Annotated in this window: 18 protein-coding genes; 8 read left to right on the top strand and 10 right to left on the bottom strand. The window is 67.3% G+C overall.

Annotated features, from left to right (window positions below; translation table 11 throughout):
- Positions 1-119: 119 nt before the first annotated feature.
- Together ASF72_RS16440 and ASF72_RS16435 are read right to left on the bottom strand one after the other, a co-directional pair.
- Entirely contained in the window at positions 120-752 is a 633-nt protein-coding gene (locus ASF72_RS16440) for an FMN-binding negative transcriptional regulator (RefSeq protein WP_056600640.1), read from the bottom strand.
- Positions 753-778: 26 nt separating this feature from the next.
- Positions 779-1750 (bottom strand): DMT family transporter, encoded by a 972-nt coding sequence (locus tag ASF72_RS16435; RefSeq protein WP_056600638.1) that lies wholly within the window; start codon positions 1748-1750, stop codon positions 779-781.
- On the opposite strand from ASF72_RS16435, the gene ASF72_RS16430 reads away from it, so the two are divergent.
- Positions 1749-3161 carry an aminotransferase-like domain-containing protein gene (locus ASF72_RS16430; RefSeq protein ID WP_056600636.1) on the top strand — a complete coding sequence of 471 codons (1413 nt, stop codon included), beginning with the start codon at positions 1749-1751 and terminating at the stop codon, positions 3159-3161. The two genes, ASF72_RS16435 and ASF72_RS16430, sit on opposite strands and share 2 nt — an antisense overlap.
- Positions 3162-3270: 109 nt before the next feature.
- Positions 3271-4107 (top strand): hypothetical protein, encoded by an 837-nt coding sequence (locus ASF72_RS20810; RefSeq protein WP_235504752.1) that lies wholly within the window; start codon positions 3271-3273, stop codon positions 4105-4107.
- 5 nt (positions 4108-4112) lie between these two features.
- Here the strand turns inward: ASF72_RS20810 and ASF72_RS16420 are convergent, their stop codons facing one another.
- The 3 genes from ASF72_RS16420 to ASF72_RS16410 form a co-directional block, all read right to left on the bottom strand.
- Positions 4113-4937, bottom strand: coding sequence for an SDR family NAD(P)-dependent oxidoreductase (locus tag ASF72_RS16420; protein WP_056600634.1), 825 nt, complete (start codon positions 4935-4937; stop codon positions 4113-4115).
- A 197-nt stretch (positions 4938-5134) separates the two neighbouring features.
- Entirely contained in the window at positions 5135-6538 is a 1404-nt protein-coding gene (locus ASF72_RS16415) for a GntP family permease (RefSeq protein ID WP_050684842.1), read from the bottom strand.
- A 43-nt stretch (positions 6539-6581) separates the two neighbouring features.
- Positions 6582-7112 (bottom strand): gluconokinase, encoded by a 531-nt coding sequence (locus ASF72_RS16410; protein ID WP_056600631.1) that lies wholly within the window; start codon positions 7110-7112, stop codon positions 6582-6584.
- A gap of 188 nt (positions 7113-7300) precedes the next feature.
- On the opposite strand from ASF72_RS16410, the gene ASF72_RS16405 reads away from it, so the two are divergent.
- Positions 7301-8035, top strand: a complete 735-nt coding sequence (locus ASF72_RS16405; RefSeq protein ID WP_082178221.1) for a FadR/GntR family transcriptional regulator — start codon at positions 7301-7303, stop codon at positions 8033-8035.
- 95 nt (positions 8036-8130) lie between these two features.
- Here ASF72_RS16405 and ASF72_RS16400 read toward each other — a convergent pair whose 3' ends face one another.
- Both ASF72_RS16400 and ASF72_RS16395 read right to left on the bottom strand, forming a co-directional pair.
- Positions 8131-8532 carry a (R)-mandelonitrile lyase gene (locus ASF72_RS16400; protein WP_056600630.1) on the bottom strand — a complete coding sequence of 134 codons (402 nt, stop codon included), beginning with the start codon at positions 8530-8532 and terminating at the stop codon, positions 8131-8133.
- Between the two features lie 168 nt (positions 8533-8700).
- Positions 8701-8904, bottom strand: coding sequence for a cold-shock protein (locus ASF72_RS16395; protein WP_009372930.1), 204 nt, complete (start codon positions 8902-8904; stop codon positions 8701-8703).
- A 316-nt stretch (positions 8905-9220) separates the two neighbouring features.
- On the opposite strand from ASF72_RS16395, the gene ASF72_RS16390 reads away from it, so the two are divergent.
- Positions 9221-10510, top strand: a complete 1290-nt coding sequence (locus tag ASF72_RS16390; protein WP_162242811.1) for a diguanylate cyclase domain-containing protein — start codon at positions 9221-9223, stop codon at positions 10508-10510.
- Here the strand turns inward: ASF72_RS16390 and ASF72_RS16385 are convergent.
- Positions 10507-11109 carry a DUF6036 family nucleotidyltransferase gene (locus ASF72_RS16385; RefSeq protein WP_056600627.1) on the bottom strand — a complete coding sequence of 201 codons (603 nt, stop codon included), beginning with the start codon at positions 11107-11109 and terminating at the stop codon, positions 10507-10509. The genes ASF72_RS16390 and ASF72_RS16385 overlap by 4 nt on opposite strands.
- A 262-nt stretch (positions 11110-11371) precedes the next feature.
- On the opposite strand from ASF72_RS16385, the gene ASF72_RS16380 reads away from it, so the two are divergent.
- The 4 genes from ASF72_RS16380 (at position 11372) to ASF72_RS16365 (ending at position 14518) form a co-directional block, all read left to right on the top strand.
- Positions 11372-11914: an NUDIX hydrolase gene (locus tag ASF72_RS16380; RefSeq protein WP_162242810.1), complete on the top strand. Its 543-nt coding sequence runs from the start codon at positions 11372-11374 to the stop codon at positions 11912-11914.
- A gap of 99 nt (positions 11915-12013) precedes the next feature.
- Positions 12014-12388: a TfoX/Sxy family protein gene (locus tag ASF72_RS16375; RefSeq protein WP_056600623.1), complete on the top strand. Its 375-nt coding sequence runs from the start codon at positions 12014-12016 to the stop codon at positions 12386-12388.
- Positions 12389-12390: 2 nt separating this feature from the next.
- On the top strand, positions 12391-13653 hold the full coding sequence (locus ASF72_RS16370) for a flavin-containing monooxygenase (RefSeq protein ID WP_056600620.1): 1263 nt from the start codon (positions 12391-12393) through the stop codon (positions 13651-13653).
- 94 nt (positions 13654-13747) lie between these two features.
- Entirely contained in the window at positions 13748-14518 is a 771-nt protein-coding gene (locus tag ASF72_RS16365) for an SDR family NAD(P)-dependent oxidoreductase (protein WP_056600618.1), read from the top strand.
- 41 nt (positions 14519-14559) lie between these two features.
- Here the strand turns inward: ASF72_RS16365 and ASF72_RS21115 are convergent, their stop codons facing one another.
- Positions 14560-14697: an excalibur calcium-binding domain-containing protein gene (locus ASF72_RS21115; protein ID WP_268760283.1), complete on the bottom strand. Its 138-nt coding sequence runs from the start codon at positions 14695-14697 to the stop codon at positions 14560-14562.
- Between the two features lie 90 nt (positions 14698-14787).
- Positions 14788-16629, bottom strand: a complete 1842-nt coding sequence (locus ASF72_RS16360) for a gamma-glutamyltransferase family protein (RefSeq protein WP_442854171.1) — start codon at positions 16627-16629, stop codon at positions 14788-14790.
- Positions 16630-16640 lie beyond the last annotated feature (11 nt).

Genomic DNA, 16640 nt, shown 5'->3' with positions numbered 1-16640 from the left:
ATGCGGCACGGTCGTTGCAACTCCCAAAATCTATGGGTGTTGCAACGACCGCTAGAACTCAAGCCTCGCGCCGCCGTCGCGCGTTCCGCGTGTGGTTGGGAAGGCCGGTGCTGGGCGGGTCAGGGCAGCGGGCAGCCGCGGACCCGTTCCACGGCTGCGGCGCTGGGCTCCTGGCCCGTGGCACGGAGGCCGGCCACCACGCCTGCGGCATCTTCAGCGGACCGGTTCTGGCTGAGCTTCTCCTTGGCCTCGACCCGGGTGATCACCAGTTCCAGGCCCACGATGGCGCGAAGCTGCCCGGCGATGAATTTTTCCGGGGCCTCGTCCACGGACCAGGGCTTGGCCCGGCCGGACTCGTTCAGGTCGGAGAGCCGGCGGACGTGGCGGGCCAGCCAGTCCGGATTGTCGTGGATGACCAGGCGGCCGTAAACGTGCGCGGTGGAGTAGTTCCAGGTGGGCACCACGCGGCCGTGCTCTGCCTTGGACGGATACCAGCCGGGCGAGATGTAAGCGTCCGGTCCCTGGATGATGGCGAGCGCCTCGCCCGTGGCCGGGGTGGACCACTGCGGGTTGTTTCGGGCAACGTGGGACTGCAGCGCGCCCAACTCCCCCGCTTCCGGATCAAAAACAAAGGGCAGGAGCGTGGCCAGCAGACCCTGGTCCGTCATGGTCACCAGGTTTGCGGCGGATGGGACTGTGAGGAGTTCCTGGATGGCTGCCGGGTGGGCGGCGAAGTGGGCTGGGGTGTACATGGGGTTCCTTTCGGGGAGCTGGTGGTTCAGCGGGTCGGGGTGGGACTGCTTTTTGGGCTGGGACTGCTGTTTGGGCTGGGGCTGCCGAGGCGGACCCGGACGGCGGCGCCGGCGCAGGCGACAACTGCCAGGCCGCCAACCCAGGTGGTCCAGGGCAACGCCTCCCCCAGCAGCAAAGCGGCCCAGCAGATGCTCAGGACGGGCTGGATGAGCTGGATCTGGCTGACCCGGGCGATGGGACCGATGGCCAGCCCGCGGTACCAGGCCAGGAAACCGAGGAACATGCTGACCACCGCCAGGTACCCGAACGCAGCCCACTGGACAAGCGTGGCCACAGGAGGCTGGGCAGCCGCGGCAATCCCGGCGAGCAGCAGCATCAGGGGCAGGGCCAGGATGAGGGCCCAGGCGATGGTTTGCCAGGAGCCAATCTCGCGGGCCAGCAGGCCACCTTCCGCATACCCGATGGCGGCGGAGACCACGGCGCCCAGCAGGAGCAGGTCCGCCCATCGCCACTGGCCGGCCCCGCCGGACTGCAGGAACGCGAATCCCACGGCGGCGAGCGAGCCCAGCGCAATGACCAGCCAGAATGTGGTGGGCGGACGCTCACCGGTGCGCAGGATGGCCGCGGTGGCGGTGGCGGCGGGCAGGAGCGCGATCACCACGGCGCCGTGGCTGGCGGGCACGTCGGTAAGCGCAAAGGAGGTCAGGAACGGAAAGCCGATCACCACACCGCCCGCGACGAGTGCCAGCCGGGCCAGGATAGCGGCGGACGGCAAACGCTGCCTGGTGAGGACGAGGGCAGCGCCGGCCAGGATCCCGGCGATGACGGCGCGGCCGGAGCCGATGAACAGCGGCGACAGGCTGGCCACGGCCACACGTGTGAAGGGAACCGTGAAGGAAAATGCCACCACTCCGAGGAGGCCCCACCAAATACCGTTACCTTGATGCGGCAGTACCGGTGGCCGCTTTTCGATAGTAGCGCTACTATGTTCTCTCATGAACAACGATAGCAGTTCGAGGATCGTCTGGGCCCTCAAGCAGTGGATTTCCCAGGCTGCGCCCGGTGCCCGGCTGCCGTCCACGCGCTCCCTCGTAGCCGAATACCAGGCCAGTCCGGTGACGGTGCAGAAGGCCCTGCAGGTGCTGACCGGGCAGGACCTGATCGAAAGCCGGCCCGGCGTCGGAACGTTTGTCCGGGCGGTCCGCGCCGTGCGGCCCGCGGACTACGGCTGGCAGACGGCGGCTTTGGGATCCCCGCAAACGGTGCTGCCGCCGTCGTCCGGCACCATGCGGAACGTGCCCAACGACGCCATCACGTTCCACTCCGGCTACCCGGACCGGGAGCTGCTGCCGGAGCGCCTGGTGCGCACCGCCCTGACGCGGGCGGCACGCGGCGACGCGGCGCTGTTCCGGCCGCCGGCCGCCGGCCTGCCCGAGCTGCAGACCTGGTTTGCGCACGAACTGGGCTCCGCTGCCCCGGCCGGGATCACGGCGCCCATGCCCAGCGACGTGATTGTCCTGCCAGGAAGCCAGAGCGGGCTCAGCTCCATCTTCCGGGCGCTGGTGGGGGCGGGGCAGCCGCTGCTGATCGAATCGCCCAGCTACTGGGGCGCCATCCTGGCGGCGGCCCAGACGGGAGTACGGCTGGTGCCGGTGCGAAGCGGACCGGACGGCCCGGACCCGGTGGAACTGGACCGGGCGTTCACGGAATCCGGGGCCAGGGTGTTCTACGCCCAGCCCAACTACTCAAACCCGTCCGGCGCGCAGTGGGCACCGGGCCACGGCGAGGAGATCCTTGCGGTGGTCCGGCGGCATGGCGCATTCATGGTGGAGGACGACTGGGCGCACGATTTTGGTATCACCTCACAGGCCGTGCCCGTGGCGGCCCGGGATGATGCCGGGCACGTGGTCTACCTCCGCTCCCTGACCAAAAGCGTGTCCACGGCCATCCGGATCGCGGCCGTGGTGGCCCGCGGTCCGGCCCGGGAACGGATCCTGGCGCACCGGGCGGCCGAATCGATGTACGTCAGCGGGCTGCTGCAGGCTGCCGCCCTGGACGTGGTGACCCAGCCCGGCTGGCAGTCGCATCTGCGGAGCCTGCGCCAGCAGCTGCAGTCGCGCCGGGACCTGCTGGTCACCAGCATGCGCGAGCACGCCCCGGGCGCTCATCTGGAGCTGCTGCCCAAGGGCGGGTTGAACCTGTGGTTCCGCCTGCCGGACGGCACGGACCTGGGCCGCCTGGCCCGGGACTGCGAGGATGCCGGAGTGTTCATCGCTGCAGGCACAGAGTGGTTCCCTGCCGAGCCCGCCGGCCCGTTCATCCGGCTTAACTACGCCGGACCAAACCCGGGCGCCTACCCGGCCGGGGCCAGGGTGATCGGCGAGGCACTGGCCCGGAACGGGCGCTGACGGCCGCTCCCCAAGGAATGGCTCAAGATTTGCGCCTGACCCGCTTTCCAGCTGTGGACGACGGCTACGCTGGCCGTAAAATCGCATCCGGCAGGACCTGGGGGACAAAGTGACTGCGCATTCAAACCGGGCCTGGGCGGGCCCTGCCCGGCACCTCAACGCCGCCGTGTCGGCCGGACTCACAGGGCGGGAACCCGCCCAAACGGCGTTCATCACGGTGGCCATGATTGCGACGGCGGTGCTCCTCGCCGGCTGCGGCGGGTCCACCGCCTCGCTCAGTACTGCGGGCGGCACGGCGGAAACCAGCACGGCAACACCGTCTGCCACCGCCCTGCCGATCGCCAACACTGCGTGCGCCCCCGTGGATGGCCGGCGGGCGTCGGACGGAGACACTTATGTGTGCACCAGGGATGAGACGGGGACGCTGGTGTGGCTGGAGGAATCGGCGGCCCGGAGCCTGACCACAAAGCTGGTGGCTGCCGCCGCCAGCAAGGCAGCAGCAGAGAAGGCCGCCGCGGACAAAGCGGCGGCTGATAAAGCGGACGCGGAGAAGGCAGCGGCAGAGCGGGCTGCTGCAGAAAAGGCAGCGGCAGAGCGGGCTGCGGCAGAAAAGGCAGCGGCCGACAAAGCGGCTGCCGAGCAAGCCGCCTCGGAGCAGGCAGCGGCAGAAAAGGCAGCGGCCCAGGCCCAGGCCGCCCGGGACGCAGCGGCCGCCCAGGCAGCAGCGGCAGCCGCTGTGCCGCCGCAGCGGGCAGCTCCGGCAGCACCTGCGGCGGCGTCTGGCTGCGATCCCAACTATTCAGGCTGCGTCCCCATCGCCTCGGACGTTGACTGTGCCGGCGGAAGCGGAAACGGACCCGCTTACGTCCAGGGCCCTGTCAGCGTCATTGGCAGCGACATCTACGGGCTGGACCGGGATGGCGACGGCTTCGGCTGTGAAGGCTAGGTCCCTCAGACCGAGGCTTTGACCAGCTCTTCGCTCTTGTCCCAGAGGGCGCGGGCCAGTTCGGCGTCGTACGCCTGCTTGTTGGCCTTCGCGAGTGCACGCTTGGCGTAGTACAGCCCGGAAATCCAGTCGGTGCCGGCCGTGCCATTGATGAGCCACAACAGCGTGTCCGCGCCCTGGTCCGGGGTGAGCATAAAACGGTTAAGGATCGTTTTGTACGCGTGCCGCATGGGGCTGGTGGACTCGGCCGCGAAGTTGGTGCGGACCACGCCCGGGTGGAAGGCCGCCGTCGAAATTCCCTGGTCGCTGAAGCGGCGGTGCAGTTCGGTGGTGAAGAGAATGTTGGCGAGTTTGCCGGTGCCGTACGCACGGTTGGTGGAATAGCCCTGCTCGGAGGTGAGATCGAACAGGTCCAGTTTGCCGAAGCCGTTGGCAGCGCTGGAGGTGTTGATGACCTTGGCGTTGCTGGCGATCAGGGTGTCCATCAGCAGCGAGGTCAGCAGGAACGGGGCCAGGTGGTTGATCTGGAAGGTGGCTTCGTTGCCGTCCACGGTGAGGGTGCGCTTGCCCATGATGCCGCCGGCGTTGTTGGCCAGGACGTCGATCCGCGGATACTTTTCCGACAGCTCAGCAGCGAGCCGGCGGACCTGGGCGAGGTCGGCGAAGTCGGCCAGGAAGTAACCAGCGCCGATTTCACGGGCCAGGCTGCTGGTCTTTTCCGCGGAACGGCCCACCACAACCACAGTGTCCCCCGCTTTGGCCAGCGTCCGGGCGGCGGCTGCGCCGATGCCGTCGCTGGCGCCGGTGATCACAATGGTGCGAGGAGTCAAGGTGTGTCCTTTGGTTGGGGCGAAGACGCGCTTGGGGGAAAGCACGTTGCCCTTGGGACAACGAAGGCGGGGCAACAGGTGTTCCCACCTGTCGCCCCGCCGCTGCGCTCCCCCACCCAACTAGGTCGCAGTTGTTGTCGTTTTGAGGGCCCAAAACGACAACAACTGCGAGTCAGTTGGGCGGGAGGTACGGAAGGTTAGCCGCCCACACCCGCCACCAGGAAGATGGCCGCCGCGATGCCGAAGCCCATCACGCCGATCAGGGTTTCCATCACGGTCCAGGTTTTCAGGGTGGTTTTGACGTCCATGCCGAAGAAGCGGCCCACCAGCCAGAAGCCGGAGTCGTTGACGTGCGAGACCACAACCGAGCCGGCAGCCACGGCAATGACCAGCGCAGCCACCTGCATGCCGTTCAGCCCGGCCAGGGCCACGGCCGGAGCGATCAGCCCTGCCGTGGTGGTCAGTGCCACCGTGGCGGAACCCTGGGCGATGCGCAGGATCGCGGAGATGAGGAAGCCGGCCAGGATCAGCGGGATACCGAGGTTGCCCAGCACATCTGCCAGCGCCTGGCCGATGCCGGAGGTGCGCAGGACGCCGCCGAACATGCCGCCGGCGCCGGTGATCAGGATGACGGAGCAAACCGGGCCGAGGGAGGATTCGAGCAGCTTCTCGAGGTCGCCGCTGTCCCTGCCGCGGCGGGCGCCCAGGACGAACAGGGCCACGAGAACGGCGATGAGCAGCGCCACCGGGGTTTCGCCCAGGGTGCGCAGGATCTGGAACCACTGTTCCTTCTTGACGTCCTCGGACAGGACGCCGGAGGAAGCGAGGGTATTCAGGCCCGTGTTGAGGAAGATCAGGATCAGCGGGAGCAGCAGCAGGCCAACGATGGTGCGGAATTTCGGCGGGTTCTGCTCTGCTTCGACGGATGCGTGGCCCAGGAGTTCCGGGACGGGCAGGACCAGCTTCTTGCCGGTGTAGAGGCCGTAGAGGTAGGCGGTGACGTACCAGGTGGGGATGGCGGTGATGAGGCCAGCGATCATGACCAGGCCAACGTTGGCCTCAAAGAACGCGGCCGCAGAGACCGGGCCCGGGTGCGGCGGCAGGAAGATGTGCATCACGGAGAACGCACCGGCGGCGGGAAGCCCGTACCGCAGCACACCGCCGCCCAGGCGGTTTGCCACGGCGAAGACCACGGGCAGCATAACCACCAGGCCGGCGTCGAAGAAGATGGGGAAGCCGAAGATCAGCGAGGCCAGGCCCAGCGCGAACGGGGCGCGCTTTTCACCGAACACGCCGATGAGGTAGTCGGCGAGCACTTTGGCGCCGCCGGAGGTTTCCACAATGCGGCCCAGCATGGCGCCGAGGCCCACCAGGAGCGCCACGGTGCCCAGGGTGGTGCCGAATCCGTTGATCAGGACGGGAACCACCTGGTTGGCGGGAATGCCGGTGGCGAACGCGGTACCCAGGCTGACCATGATCAGCGCAATCAGGGCGTGGATGCGCAGCTTGATGATCAGGAACAGCAGCACAACGATCGCTGCCGCTGCGATGAGCAGCAGGGGGCCTGCGCCCAGCGTTTGAGTCCATCCTTCGATGGTCATGATTCTCCTTTGAAACAGGGGGATAAAGGGGTGATACGGAAGGTCAGTGGGTGACGGGGAGCTTGAGCGCGGCCACAACGGCGGCAACCAGCTCCTCGGGTGACTGCGAGATATCGAGGCGGAGGCTGCCGGCCTCGAGCTCCTCCTGGCTGAGCGGCTCCAGGGTGGCGAGCTGGCTGGGCAGGAGGGTGGGCGGCATGAAGTGGCCTTCACGTCCCTGCATCCGCTCACTCAGGAGGTCGGCGCCACCGTCAAGGTGCAGGAAAATGACGCGTCCCTGTGCCCCGGCCAGCAGCCGGCGATAGCTTTGCTTGAGCGCGGAGCAGGTCAGGACGGTGCTGTGGCCTGCTGCGGCCTGCGAACTCATCCATTCCTGGATCTTCGCCAGCCACGGCCATCGGTCCTCGTCCTGGAGCGCGATTCCCTGGGTCATCTTGGCGATGTTTGTTTCGGGGTGGAATTCGTCCGCTTCGGCGCAGGCCCAGCCCAGTTGGTGCGACAGGGCAGCGGCCAGGGTCGATTTTCCGGATCCGGCTACGCCCATGACCACCAGATGCGTGGGGGGATACTGCATGTCATACCTCCGAGGAAAGACGTCTTTGGCTGTCGAAGCAAGCTTAGTAACGGCCCCTTTAGCAGTGGGCTGAGTCATAAGGTATCACCTTTTAGACTAATAGATACTATCTTTTCGTGTCACAAGTCATACCTTTTCGAATTTTCGGTATTCTAGGAGGGCGCTGCGGCGCGGAGAGAGGCGGGCAGATGTCGACGGCGACAGTTGGGGATGCGGATAACGCGGACGACGGCGGGGCCTCCCCCGCCATGCAGGGCAGGGTTCTGGAGGCGGTTGGCGTGGCCATCGCGTCAGGGAGCCTTCCGCCGGGGAGCCGGTTGACGCTGGAGGGCCTGCAGCAGGAGTACGGGATCTCGCGGACCGTTGCGCGGGACACCATGAAAGTGCTGGAGTCGATGAACCTGGTGTACTCCCGGCGGCGGGTGGGCATCGTGGTGCAGGAACGCAGCCTGTGGAACGTGTTTGACCCCAAGCTGGTGCGGTGGCGGTTGGCCTCGGACCGCCGCGAGCTGCAGTACGCCAGCCTTACAGAGCTGCGGATCGCCGTGGAACCCATTGCCGCGGCCGGCGCCGCCCGCCGCGCGTCTGCGGCGGAGCGCGCGCAGCTTGTTTCCCTGGCTGGAGACCTGCGCCGGCTGGGAGAGGCGGGCGATCTTCAGGCCTTCCTCGCCGTGGACATCGAGTACCACCAGCTCCTGCTCCGGTCCTGCGGCAATGAAATGTTCCGGGCTTTGGAGGGAATGGTGGCCGAGGTCCTCACCAGCCGGACCAAGCAGGGACTGATGCCTTTCAAGCCGCGGAACGAGGCACTGCAGGCCCACGAGGATGTAGCTGCCGCCGTTGCCGGCGGTGACACTGTGGCAGCCGAGCAGGCGATGCTCCACATCCTGTTTGAGGTCCGCGAGGCGATGGGCCTCCTCTAGCCGGCTTCACGAACGGCCAGGGCGCTGCGACGGCTAATCCCGCGGAACCGGCGCCACCCAGCCTCCGCTTGCGCGAGGCCGGGCAGCGGGGCGGCTCAGCGGCCGTTGTACTGGTCGTCGGTGACGTGCTCTTTCCAGTCGGTGGTGTTGGCCGGATCGTCGGCATTTTCCAGCATGGCGATGTGTTCCATGAAGGTGCCGGGCGCGGAGGCGTGCCAGTGGTCCTGGCCGGGCGGGGTGTAGAGCGTCTGGCCGGCGTGGACCTCGATGATGTTGCCCTCGCGGTCGCCGAAGCGGGCGACGCCCCGGGTAACGCGCAGGTACTGGCCGCGGGCATGGGAGTGCCAGGCGGTGCGGGCTCCCGGCGCGAACTTCACGGTGGCAACCACCATGCGCTGGTCCGCCTCATGGGGTGCAGCGATCACGTCCAGCCAGACGTCACCGGCAAACTGTGCGGGCGGGTTCTTTACGGTGGGGGTACTCGGTTCGATATTCACCGTTCCACCACACCACACCGGGCCCGGCGGTGGGAGTCCCTGCCGTAACAAGTACTGGCATTACCCCTTAGGCGCCCCAGATGCAGCACGCCCGGGTTAACAAAAACAGGGCCTGCCCGGAGGCAGACCCTGCTTCAAGAAACCTAACGGTCCCGGAACTCTAAGGAATTAGAGAGCCTGGATGTTGGTGGCCTGGGGACCCTTGGGGCCCTGCTCGGTGTCGAAGGAAACCTTCTGGTTCTCTTCGAGTGAACGGAAGCCGTTCGAGTTGATTGCGGAGTAGTGTGCGAAGACGTCCTGTGAGGAGTCATCGGGGGAAATGAAGCCGAAGCCCTTTTCAGCGTTAAACCATTTGACGGTACCAGTAGCCATTATTTTTGTCCTTCGTGAAGGTGGAGGGAAAGTCCCGACTTTCGGGCCCTCCGGTGTGGGGTGTTCAAAACCGCTACTTCAGAAGAACGCGGACTTTCGACCGCGCGTACTGCCTGAACTACCAACTGCATAAACACAACAACAGGATCAACACTACAGGATTTTCCGGGAACAGCGAGCCACGTGCGTCACACAGCCGCCTCAGGGGCCTCTCAGCAGGCCTTGCTCCCCCGCGCCACAGCCAGGGCGCAGTGGTCGGATGCGCCGGCGGGCACCCTGTAACTTAGGCATAACATCCACCGGTCCGAGGACACCCATGAATAACGCCCGCCGCAAGCCACGCAGGTGGAGCCTCCAGCGGGAGTGGTCCCGCGTGTTCACGATGATGCTCGTGGCACTGATGGCGGGCGCCGCCATCACCATTGTTGGCGTGAGGTTCGTGGTGAACGGGATGGAGGACGCAGCCATGCGCCTTCAGGTTGAGTACGCCAGTGTTGCGGGCCTCAGCGAGGCACTGGAAGCGCACGAAAGGTCCGGTTACCGATTGCTGGCGGCTGCCAGTCCGGAGCGCGGGTCTTTCAGCCAGGGACAGGCAGAGGTCGGTCGCCTTTTCGAGGCGGCCGCTGCGGCAGGACCTGACGACGCCGGCCGGCTGGCCGCCCTGGAGCGCGCCCGGCAACGATGGCAAACCGGCATGGAACAGGCAGGCCTTTGGAATGGCGCCGGGTCAAGTCCCGCCGGTAGCCAGGGACCAGCGCTGCTGGCCGAAACCGGCGCGGACGTACGGTCCCAGTTGGCGGCGGTACAACAGTCTTCCCTGCAGGCCCTCGATTCCGGGCTTGTGGACACCCGGGCCATGGAACGCCTCATCTCGGCGGGCCGGCTGGGACTGTTTGTTGTTGCCGTCGGCGCCACCTTGTATTTCCGGCGGCGGATGACAGTGCACCTGACCCGCCCCCTCAACGCGCTCCGCCAGGGCGTCATGAAACTGCAGTCCGGCGACTACACGCACAGGCTGCCGGTGGCCCGCAGCGATGAACTGGGTGAAGTCACGGCGGCGTTCAACAAGATGGCGTCCGCACTCCAGGAAAGCCACACAGCCCTGACCTACCGGGCCACCCATGACGAGCTCACCGGGCTTGGCAACCGCGCGGCATTGGCTGAACGCCTGGCCGCCCCCGTCGATCCGGACACCAGCACGCGGGAGGGCCTGCTGTTCATCGATATTGACGATTTCAAGGAAGTCAACGATTCACTGGGCCACGAAGGAGGCGACGCCCTCCTGGTCCAGCTGGGGCACCGCCTGCGGGACTGCGTGGGAGCGGACAACCTGGTGGTGAGGCTGGGAGGCGACGAGTTCGCCGTTGTTGTTGCGGACGACGGCGGCACCACCGCGGGGACGGAAAGGATCGCCGGGCGGATCAACACCGCCCTCAACGAGCCTTTTGTCGTCAGCGGGCGCACGCTGTGGATCTCCTTGAGCATGGGCGTTGCCCAACGCACGGCGGAAACCGCTGACGTCACTGAGCTGCTGCGGCAAGCGGACTCTGCGATGTACCGGGCAAAACTTGGCGGCAAGGCCCGGTACGAGGTCCACGGCACTTAGTCCGGCAGCCGCCGTCGTGCGGATTCTGCCCGCTCGCGGCCTTCCCTGGCCACAAAAGCCAGGGCGAGCCGGCGTTTCCCGTCCAGTACAGCCACGCTGGAAGCGTCGGCGTGTGCGTCCGGCTGGATCGCAGCCAGCCGCTCCGCCAGGGTTTCCGGGGCCACAAGTTCCAGCTCCACCAGGGCCCGGACAAGCTCCAGGTCGTTGGGCCGGTGCACCATCAGTTTGGCGGCGCACAGATCATGCGGATCGAGGCACAGGCCGGTGGCTTCCCCTGCGGACCGGAAAGGAACCAGCCGGTTTTCCCAACCCCGCGGCAGGATCGCAGTCCGCGGGCGTGCACCCTCTAGGTAATAGCCGTTGGCCGCGTGGAATTCGGACGATTCGCCGGCTTCGTAACTGAGCTGGTCCGCAAGGGCGTCGTCGTTGCCCGTCCCAAAGGGGGCGACGGCCACGCGAGTGGCCATGGTGACGGAGACCGGCAACTGGTCCTCGGGGAAGGAACCCAGAAGCGACTGGCTGCCCATGACCAGGACGCGGGGGTGCTGGATAATCGCCGTGGCCGCAGCGATGGCAGGGCCAAGATCAGACCGCAGCACAATGCCCGGCCGTCATCTTCGCAACCCGTAGCCGGGGCGCCGCGTCACACATAGGTGCATGATACCTGCGCAACCTGCGGATCACCCGGCAGGCTGCTGCGCGGAGCGCGAAGCCAGGAAACTCCTTGGCGGACAGCCCGGCTTGTGTGTCTAGACTCTTGAGTTTGATGGTTAACTGACCGCCGGTCACTCAGAAAGGAGCACTGTGTCTGTTCCCGCTACGTGGCAAAAGGTCCGAACGAGGACGGCATACAAGGGCTTCGTGACGATCAACCGTGATACCTACGAAGAGCCGGATGGGGCCGTGACCGACTGGGACGTCATTGCCGGCCGTGATTCGGCCGCAACCCTTGCGTTCACCCCTGCAGCAAGTCACGTTGTCCTTTTCGAACAGTTCCGCGTTGGACCCGGGAAGGCCTTACTTGAACTCCCGGGGGGATACCTCAACAGCAACGAGAAACCTGCGGATACAGCCCTTCGGGAACTACGGGAAGAAACCGGCTATCACTCGGAATCAGCCTTCTACGCCGGCTCAGAGTGGTGGGCCGCGAACTCGCCGAGACGTAAGCATCTCCTCATCGTTGCCAACGCGGCGGAGGCATCTGAGACGGCCTGGGATGATTCTGAATCAGGCCACGTTCGCCTTCTTCCCGTTGCGGAACTTATGGATTTTCTTGTCAGCGGTGAACTCACGGACGCCGGACTTGCCTGCCGCGGTATGGCGGCCTTCGCGCGCAGCACTCCCGAAACCCAGGTTCTCGCAGATCTCCGTGACTGCGTCCGCAAACTTCTGATCGCCCCGTAGGACTTGCGACCCCAAAACAATGGCTGCGGCGCCCCTCGACCGGGCCCGCCAACAGGCATATCCTGCATCCAGCAGGGACCTGCAACCGGGAGACGCACCATGGAAATGCCCAAAGCCTCCGACGCCGACAAGGACCGTTTCCGCGCCATCGTCCCGGACCATCCGGACGTGGTGATAAAGCCGATGTTCGGCAACCTGGGGGCCTTCGTGAACGGCAACATGTTTGCCGGGCTGTTCGGCGCCACCATCGGCGTGAAGCTCTCCGAGAGGGACCGGGCTGCCCTCGAAGCCGCCGAACGCACCGTCCCGTTCGGCCCACCGGAGCGTCCCATGGGCGGCTACACCGGACTCCCGGAAGCGTGGAATGAGCAGCCCGCCAAGGCCAGATCCTGGGCGGACAAGGCCTACGAACACATCGCATCGCTACCGCCCAAGCTGCCCAAGTCCGCCGGTACCAAGTCCGCCAGGAGGTAGCGATGGCCCCCGCCGGCCCTGCCACAAACATCAACACGCTGGTGATCGGCGCCGGCCAGGCAGGCCTCGCCACCAGCTACTGGCTCACCCAAAATGGCGTGGACCATCTGCTGCTGGACCGACGCGACGCCCTGGGCGGCGCGTGGCAGGACAGGTGGGACTCGTTTTACCTGAACACGCCCAACTTCGCGTTGGCCCTCCCAGGCATGGCGTACGACGGCGACCCTGACGGTTTCCTGCCCCGGGACACCGTCATCGGGTTCTTCCGGGAGTACGGCGACCGCATCCAAGCGCCGCTGCAGTTGGGCACTTCCGTCACCCGGGTTTCGCAGGACGGTACCGGATTCAACGTGGAAACGACCCGGGGCCACTGGCACGCCAACAACGTGGTCCTGGCCAACGGCGCCTTCCAGCACCCACGGATTCCCTCCGCCGCAGCCGGCATCCCCGGCCACATCACGCAGCTGCACAGCCACGACTACCGCAACCCGTCCGCGTTGCCCCAGGGCGCAGTCCTGGTGGTGGGCACCGGACAGTCGGGCGGCCAGATCACCGAGGACCTGCTCGACGCCGGACGTGAGGTCCACCTTTCGGCCTCTTCCTGCCCTGAGGCGCCGCGCCGTTACCGGGGCAAGGACCTCTTCGACTGGATCTGGCAGGTCAACCTCCACGGACCGGAGGCAGGCATCACCGGCCTCCAGGTGGACCAGCTGCCCTCCCCCGCGGCCCGGCTGTTCTGCAACCCACAGATCTCCGGAAACAACGGGGGCCACAGCATCCACCTCCGTGACCTGGGCCGACGCGGCGTGCACCTGCACGGCAGGTTCGAGGGAATGGACGACGGCGGGGCGCTCACCTTCACGGACGATCTGCCGGAACGCCTTGTGCAGGTCGAGGGAGGATTCGGGCACCGGCTGCGGCTCATCGACGCCTATATCGAAGCAGCGGGCCTCGACGCGCCGGAAATTGAGGAGCCCGCGGTGGACACGTGGCTGCCGGCCACGGACGGCGCCCGGCTGGACCTCGAGGCCGCAGGTGTCACCTCAATCGTCTGGTCCACCGGCTACAGCCTGGACTTCGGCTTCCTGGACGTCCCGGTACTGGACGAATGGAACTACCCCCTGCATACCCGCGGCGTCACCAAGGTGCCTGGACTCTACGTCATCGGCCTGCCGTGGCTTACCCGCCACGCTTCCGCAACCCTGCCGGGCGTTGGGCCGGACGCTGGGTACGTGGCGGAGCACCTCGCGGCGCGGCCAGGCTGAGCCCTACCGCCCCGCGTCCACAAGGTCAGCGACAAAACAGGTATCGTCGTGCGCTGATCGCCAGCTCCGCTGACCAGAACCTGAGGATCTCCCTATGGCCCGCATCTTTATTACCGGTTCCGCCCAAGGTCTTGGCCGGGCTGCCGCTGAGACCCTCCTCGGCGAGGGCCACCGGCTGGTGGTCCATGCCCGCGACAGCGGCCGCGCGGCCACGCTGGCGGATCTGGTGCGCCGGGGTGCCGACGTTGTCATCGGCGACCTTGCCGACCCCCAGCAGGCCCGCAGCGTCGCGGACCAGGTCAACGAGCTGGGTCGGATGGACGCCGTCATCCATAACGCCGGCGTCTACGGCGAAGGACATCGCAACCCCACCAAGGCCGGACATCCCCGAACCTTGGCCGTTAACACCCTGGCGCCGTACCTGCTGACTGTCCTGATCCGGAATCCGGGGCGGCTGATCTACCTCACCAGCGACATGCATCTTGGCGGCAGCGGCCAACTCGACGACATGGACTGGGACGCCAGGAAATGGGACGGCACCCAGGCGTACTGCGACAGCAAGCTGTTTGTCACTGCCCTTGCACTCGCTGTAGCCCGCCTCCGGCCAGGAACCCTGACCCACGCAGTCGATCCCGGCTGGGTGCCCACCCGCATGGGTGGACCCTCCGCGCCGGATGATCTCGTTGAGGGCCACCTGACGCAGACTTGGCTTGCCGTCAGCGACAGTCCGGAGGCGGGCAGCAGCGGTTCGGTGTGGCACCACCGCCGTCCGGCCCCGATCGCCGCAGCAGCCCGCGACGTCGGCTTCCAGGACCAGCTCCTGGAAGTTCTGGCCCGGATGACAGGGGTCCGCCTGCTCACCTGAGAGCCAGGTTAACCCGCTGTCTGCGGCCGGCAGGGTATGGGCTACTTGTCGCAGCCCCAGCCGTCGCCGTCCCTGTCCAGGTGCTTGCCGTATCCGGGCTGGCTGATGTGAATCGGAGCGGCTCCTGCCGCGCGCACCGCATCACAGTTCTTGTAGTAAGCCGCAGCAGGCGGTGCCACAACAACTGGCGGCGCAACAACGGCCGGCGGGGCCTCAACTACTGGAGGCGCGGCGGGTGGGGCCCCTCCGCAACCAGTGCGCAGCAGCCCCTACCGGCCCGCCGCGTATCCCTGCGCGCCGCGCGGGTTGGCGGCAGCACCCAGTACACCGGAAGAGGGGTCCCGCGTCACCGCGGAAAGCCGGCCCAGCGCCCAGTCCCCCGCCCGGGTCACCACGTGGCCCCGGGCAATAAGATCCGCAATCACGGACTCCCCCAGCCGGTCCTCCACCACGGCGCCGCCCGGTGTCCAGGTGCGCGGCCAGAAGGAGCCGGGGATCGACGTCGTATGGAACACCGGCGCGTCGATGGCCTGCTGCGGCGAGTACCCGCCCACAATGGTGCGCAGCAGATACAGCAGCTGCCACTGGTCCTGCTGGTCCCCGCCCGGCGAGCCGAGCGCCGTCGTCGGCTGCCCGTCCTGCAGGACAAGCGTGGGCGTCAGCGTGGTGCGCGGGCGTTTGCCCGGCGTGAGCGTGGACGGCGAACCGTCCTCCAGCCAGGTCATCTGCAACCGCGTTCCCAGGCAGAAGCCCAGCTCAGGAATGGTCGGCGAGGACTGCAGCCACCCGCCCGACGGCGTCGCCGACACCATGTTCCCCCACCGGTCCACCACATCGAGGTGGCAGGTGTCCCCGCGCGTCTCGCCGGTGGGCGCCACCGTCGGTTCACCCACGCCGGCGAACCCGGTGGAAGCGGCCGACGGCGGGAGGTACTCCGTGCGCAAGGGTGGCAGGAACGGTTCGTGGCCGGGGACGCTCCCGGGACGGAAGTCGTGCGAGGCCCGTTCGCCGATCAGGGCCCGGCGTTCCGCCGTGTAGGCCGGGCTCAGCAGGTGGTCGAGGGGGACGCCGGTGTCGCCGTAGAAGGCCTCACGGTCCGCGATGGCCAGCTTCTGCGCCTCCAGGATGGTGTGCACTCCCAGCGCCGTGGAGGGGTCCAGGTGCGCGTCGTCGAAGCCGTCAAGGATGGCCAGGGTCTGCAGCAGTGCCGGTCCCTGCCCCCACGGTCCGGTCTTGGCGATGGTGAGCCCGCGGAATTCGAACGTGGCGGCCGGTTCGTACCCCGCAGCACACGAGGCGAAGTCCGCCTCTGTGATGACGCCGGCGTGGTCCGTGCCGGAGGAATGCCGGTGCGGCGTGGCAAGGAAAGCCACCGCGGCCTGCGCCACAAACCCTTCGCGCCACTCACGCCGGGCGGCGTCGATCCGTTCCGCGCGGCTGCCCGCGCCCCCTGCGGCAATCAGCCGGTCCAGGACCGCCGCGTACGGCAGGTTCCGGACAATGTCCCCGCCCCGCGGAATCCGGCCGTCCGGCATCCACTGGGCTGCCGACGTCGGCCAGTGTTCGGCGAAAAGGTCCGCCACGGTGGCGATGGTGCTGCCCACGCGTTCCAGGACGGGGTGGCCGTCCCGGGCGTACCCGATGGCGAAGGCCAGCACGTCTGCCAATTCCCAGGTGCCGTGGTCGCGCAGCAGCAAGAGCCAGGCGTCGACGGCGATCGGCACCGCGGCGGCGAGCGCACCCGCGCCGGGCACCAGTTCAAGGCCCTCGGCCAGGTAATGCTCCCGCGTGGCAGCGGCCGGGGCAGGACCCTGGCCCATCAGCACCACGGGTTCGGAGAGGTTGGCTGCGGTGACAAACACGCCGGTCATGTCCCCGCCGGGCCCGTTCAGGTGCGGTTCCACAATGTGCAGGACAAAAGCGCCCGCCACGGCAGCGTCAAAGGCGTTCCCACCGCGCTCCAGCACGGCCTGCGCCGACGCGGTGGCCAGCCAGTGCGTGGAGGCCGTCATCCCGAAGGTGCCCTGCAGGGTGGGCCGGGTGGTGAAACTGCTCGCGGGGGTGAAGGTCACGGAATCGCTTTCGGCAGGCGGCGGGTGTGCCTCGATCATAGGCAGCCCGC

Origin of the sequence: Arthrobacter sp. Leaf141 (assembly GCF_001424565.1) — a bacterium.
GTDB lineage: Bacteria > Actinomycetota > Actinomycetes > Actinomycetales > Micrococcaceae > Arthrobacter.
Note: the sequence above shows the minus strand (reverse complement) of the source record. Positions and strands in the feature narration are given on the sequence as shown.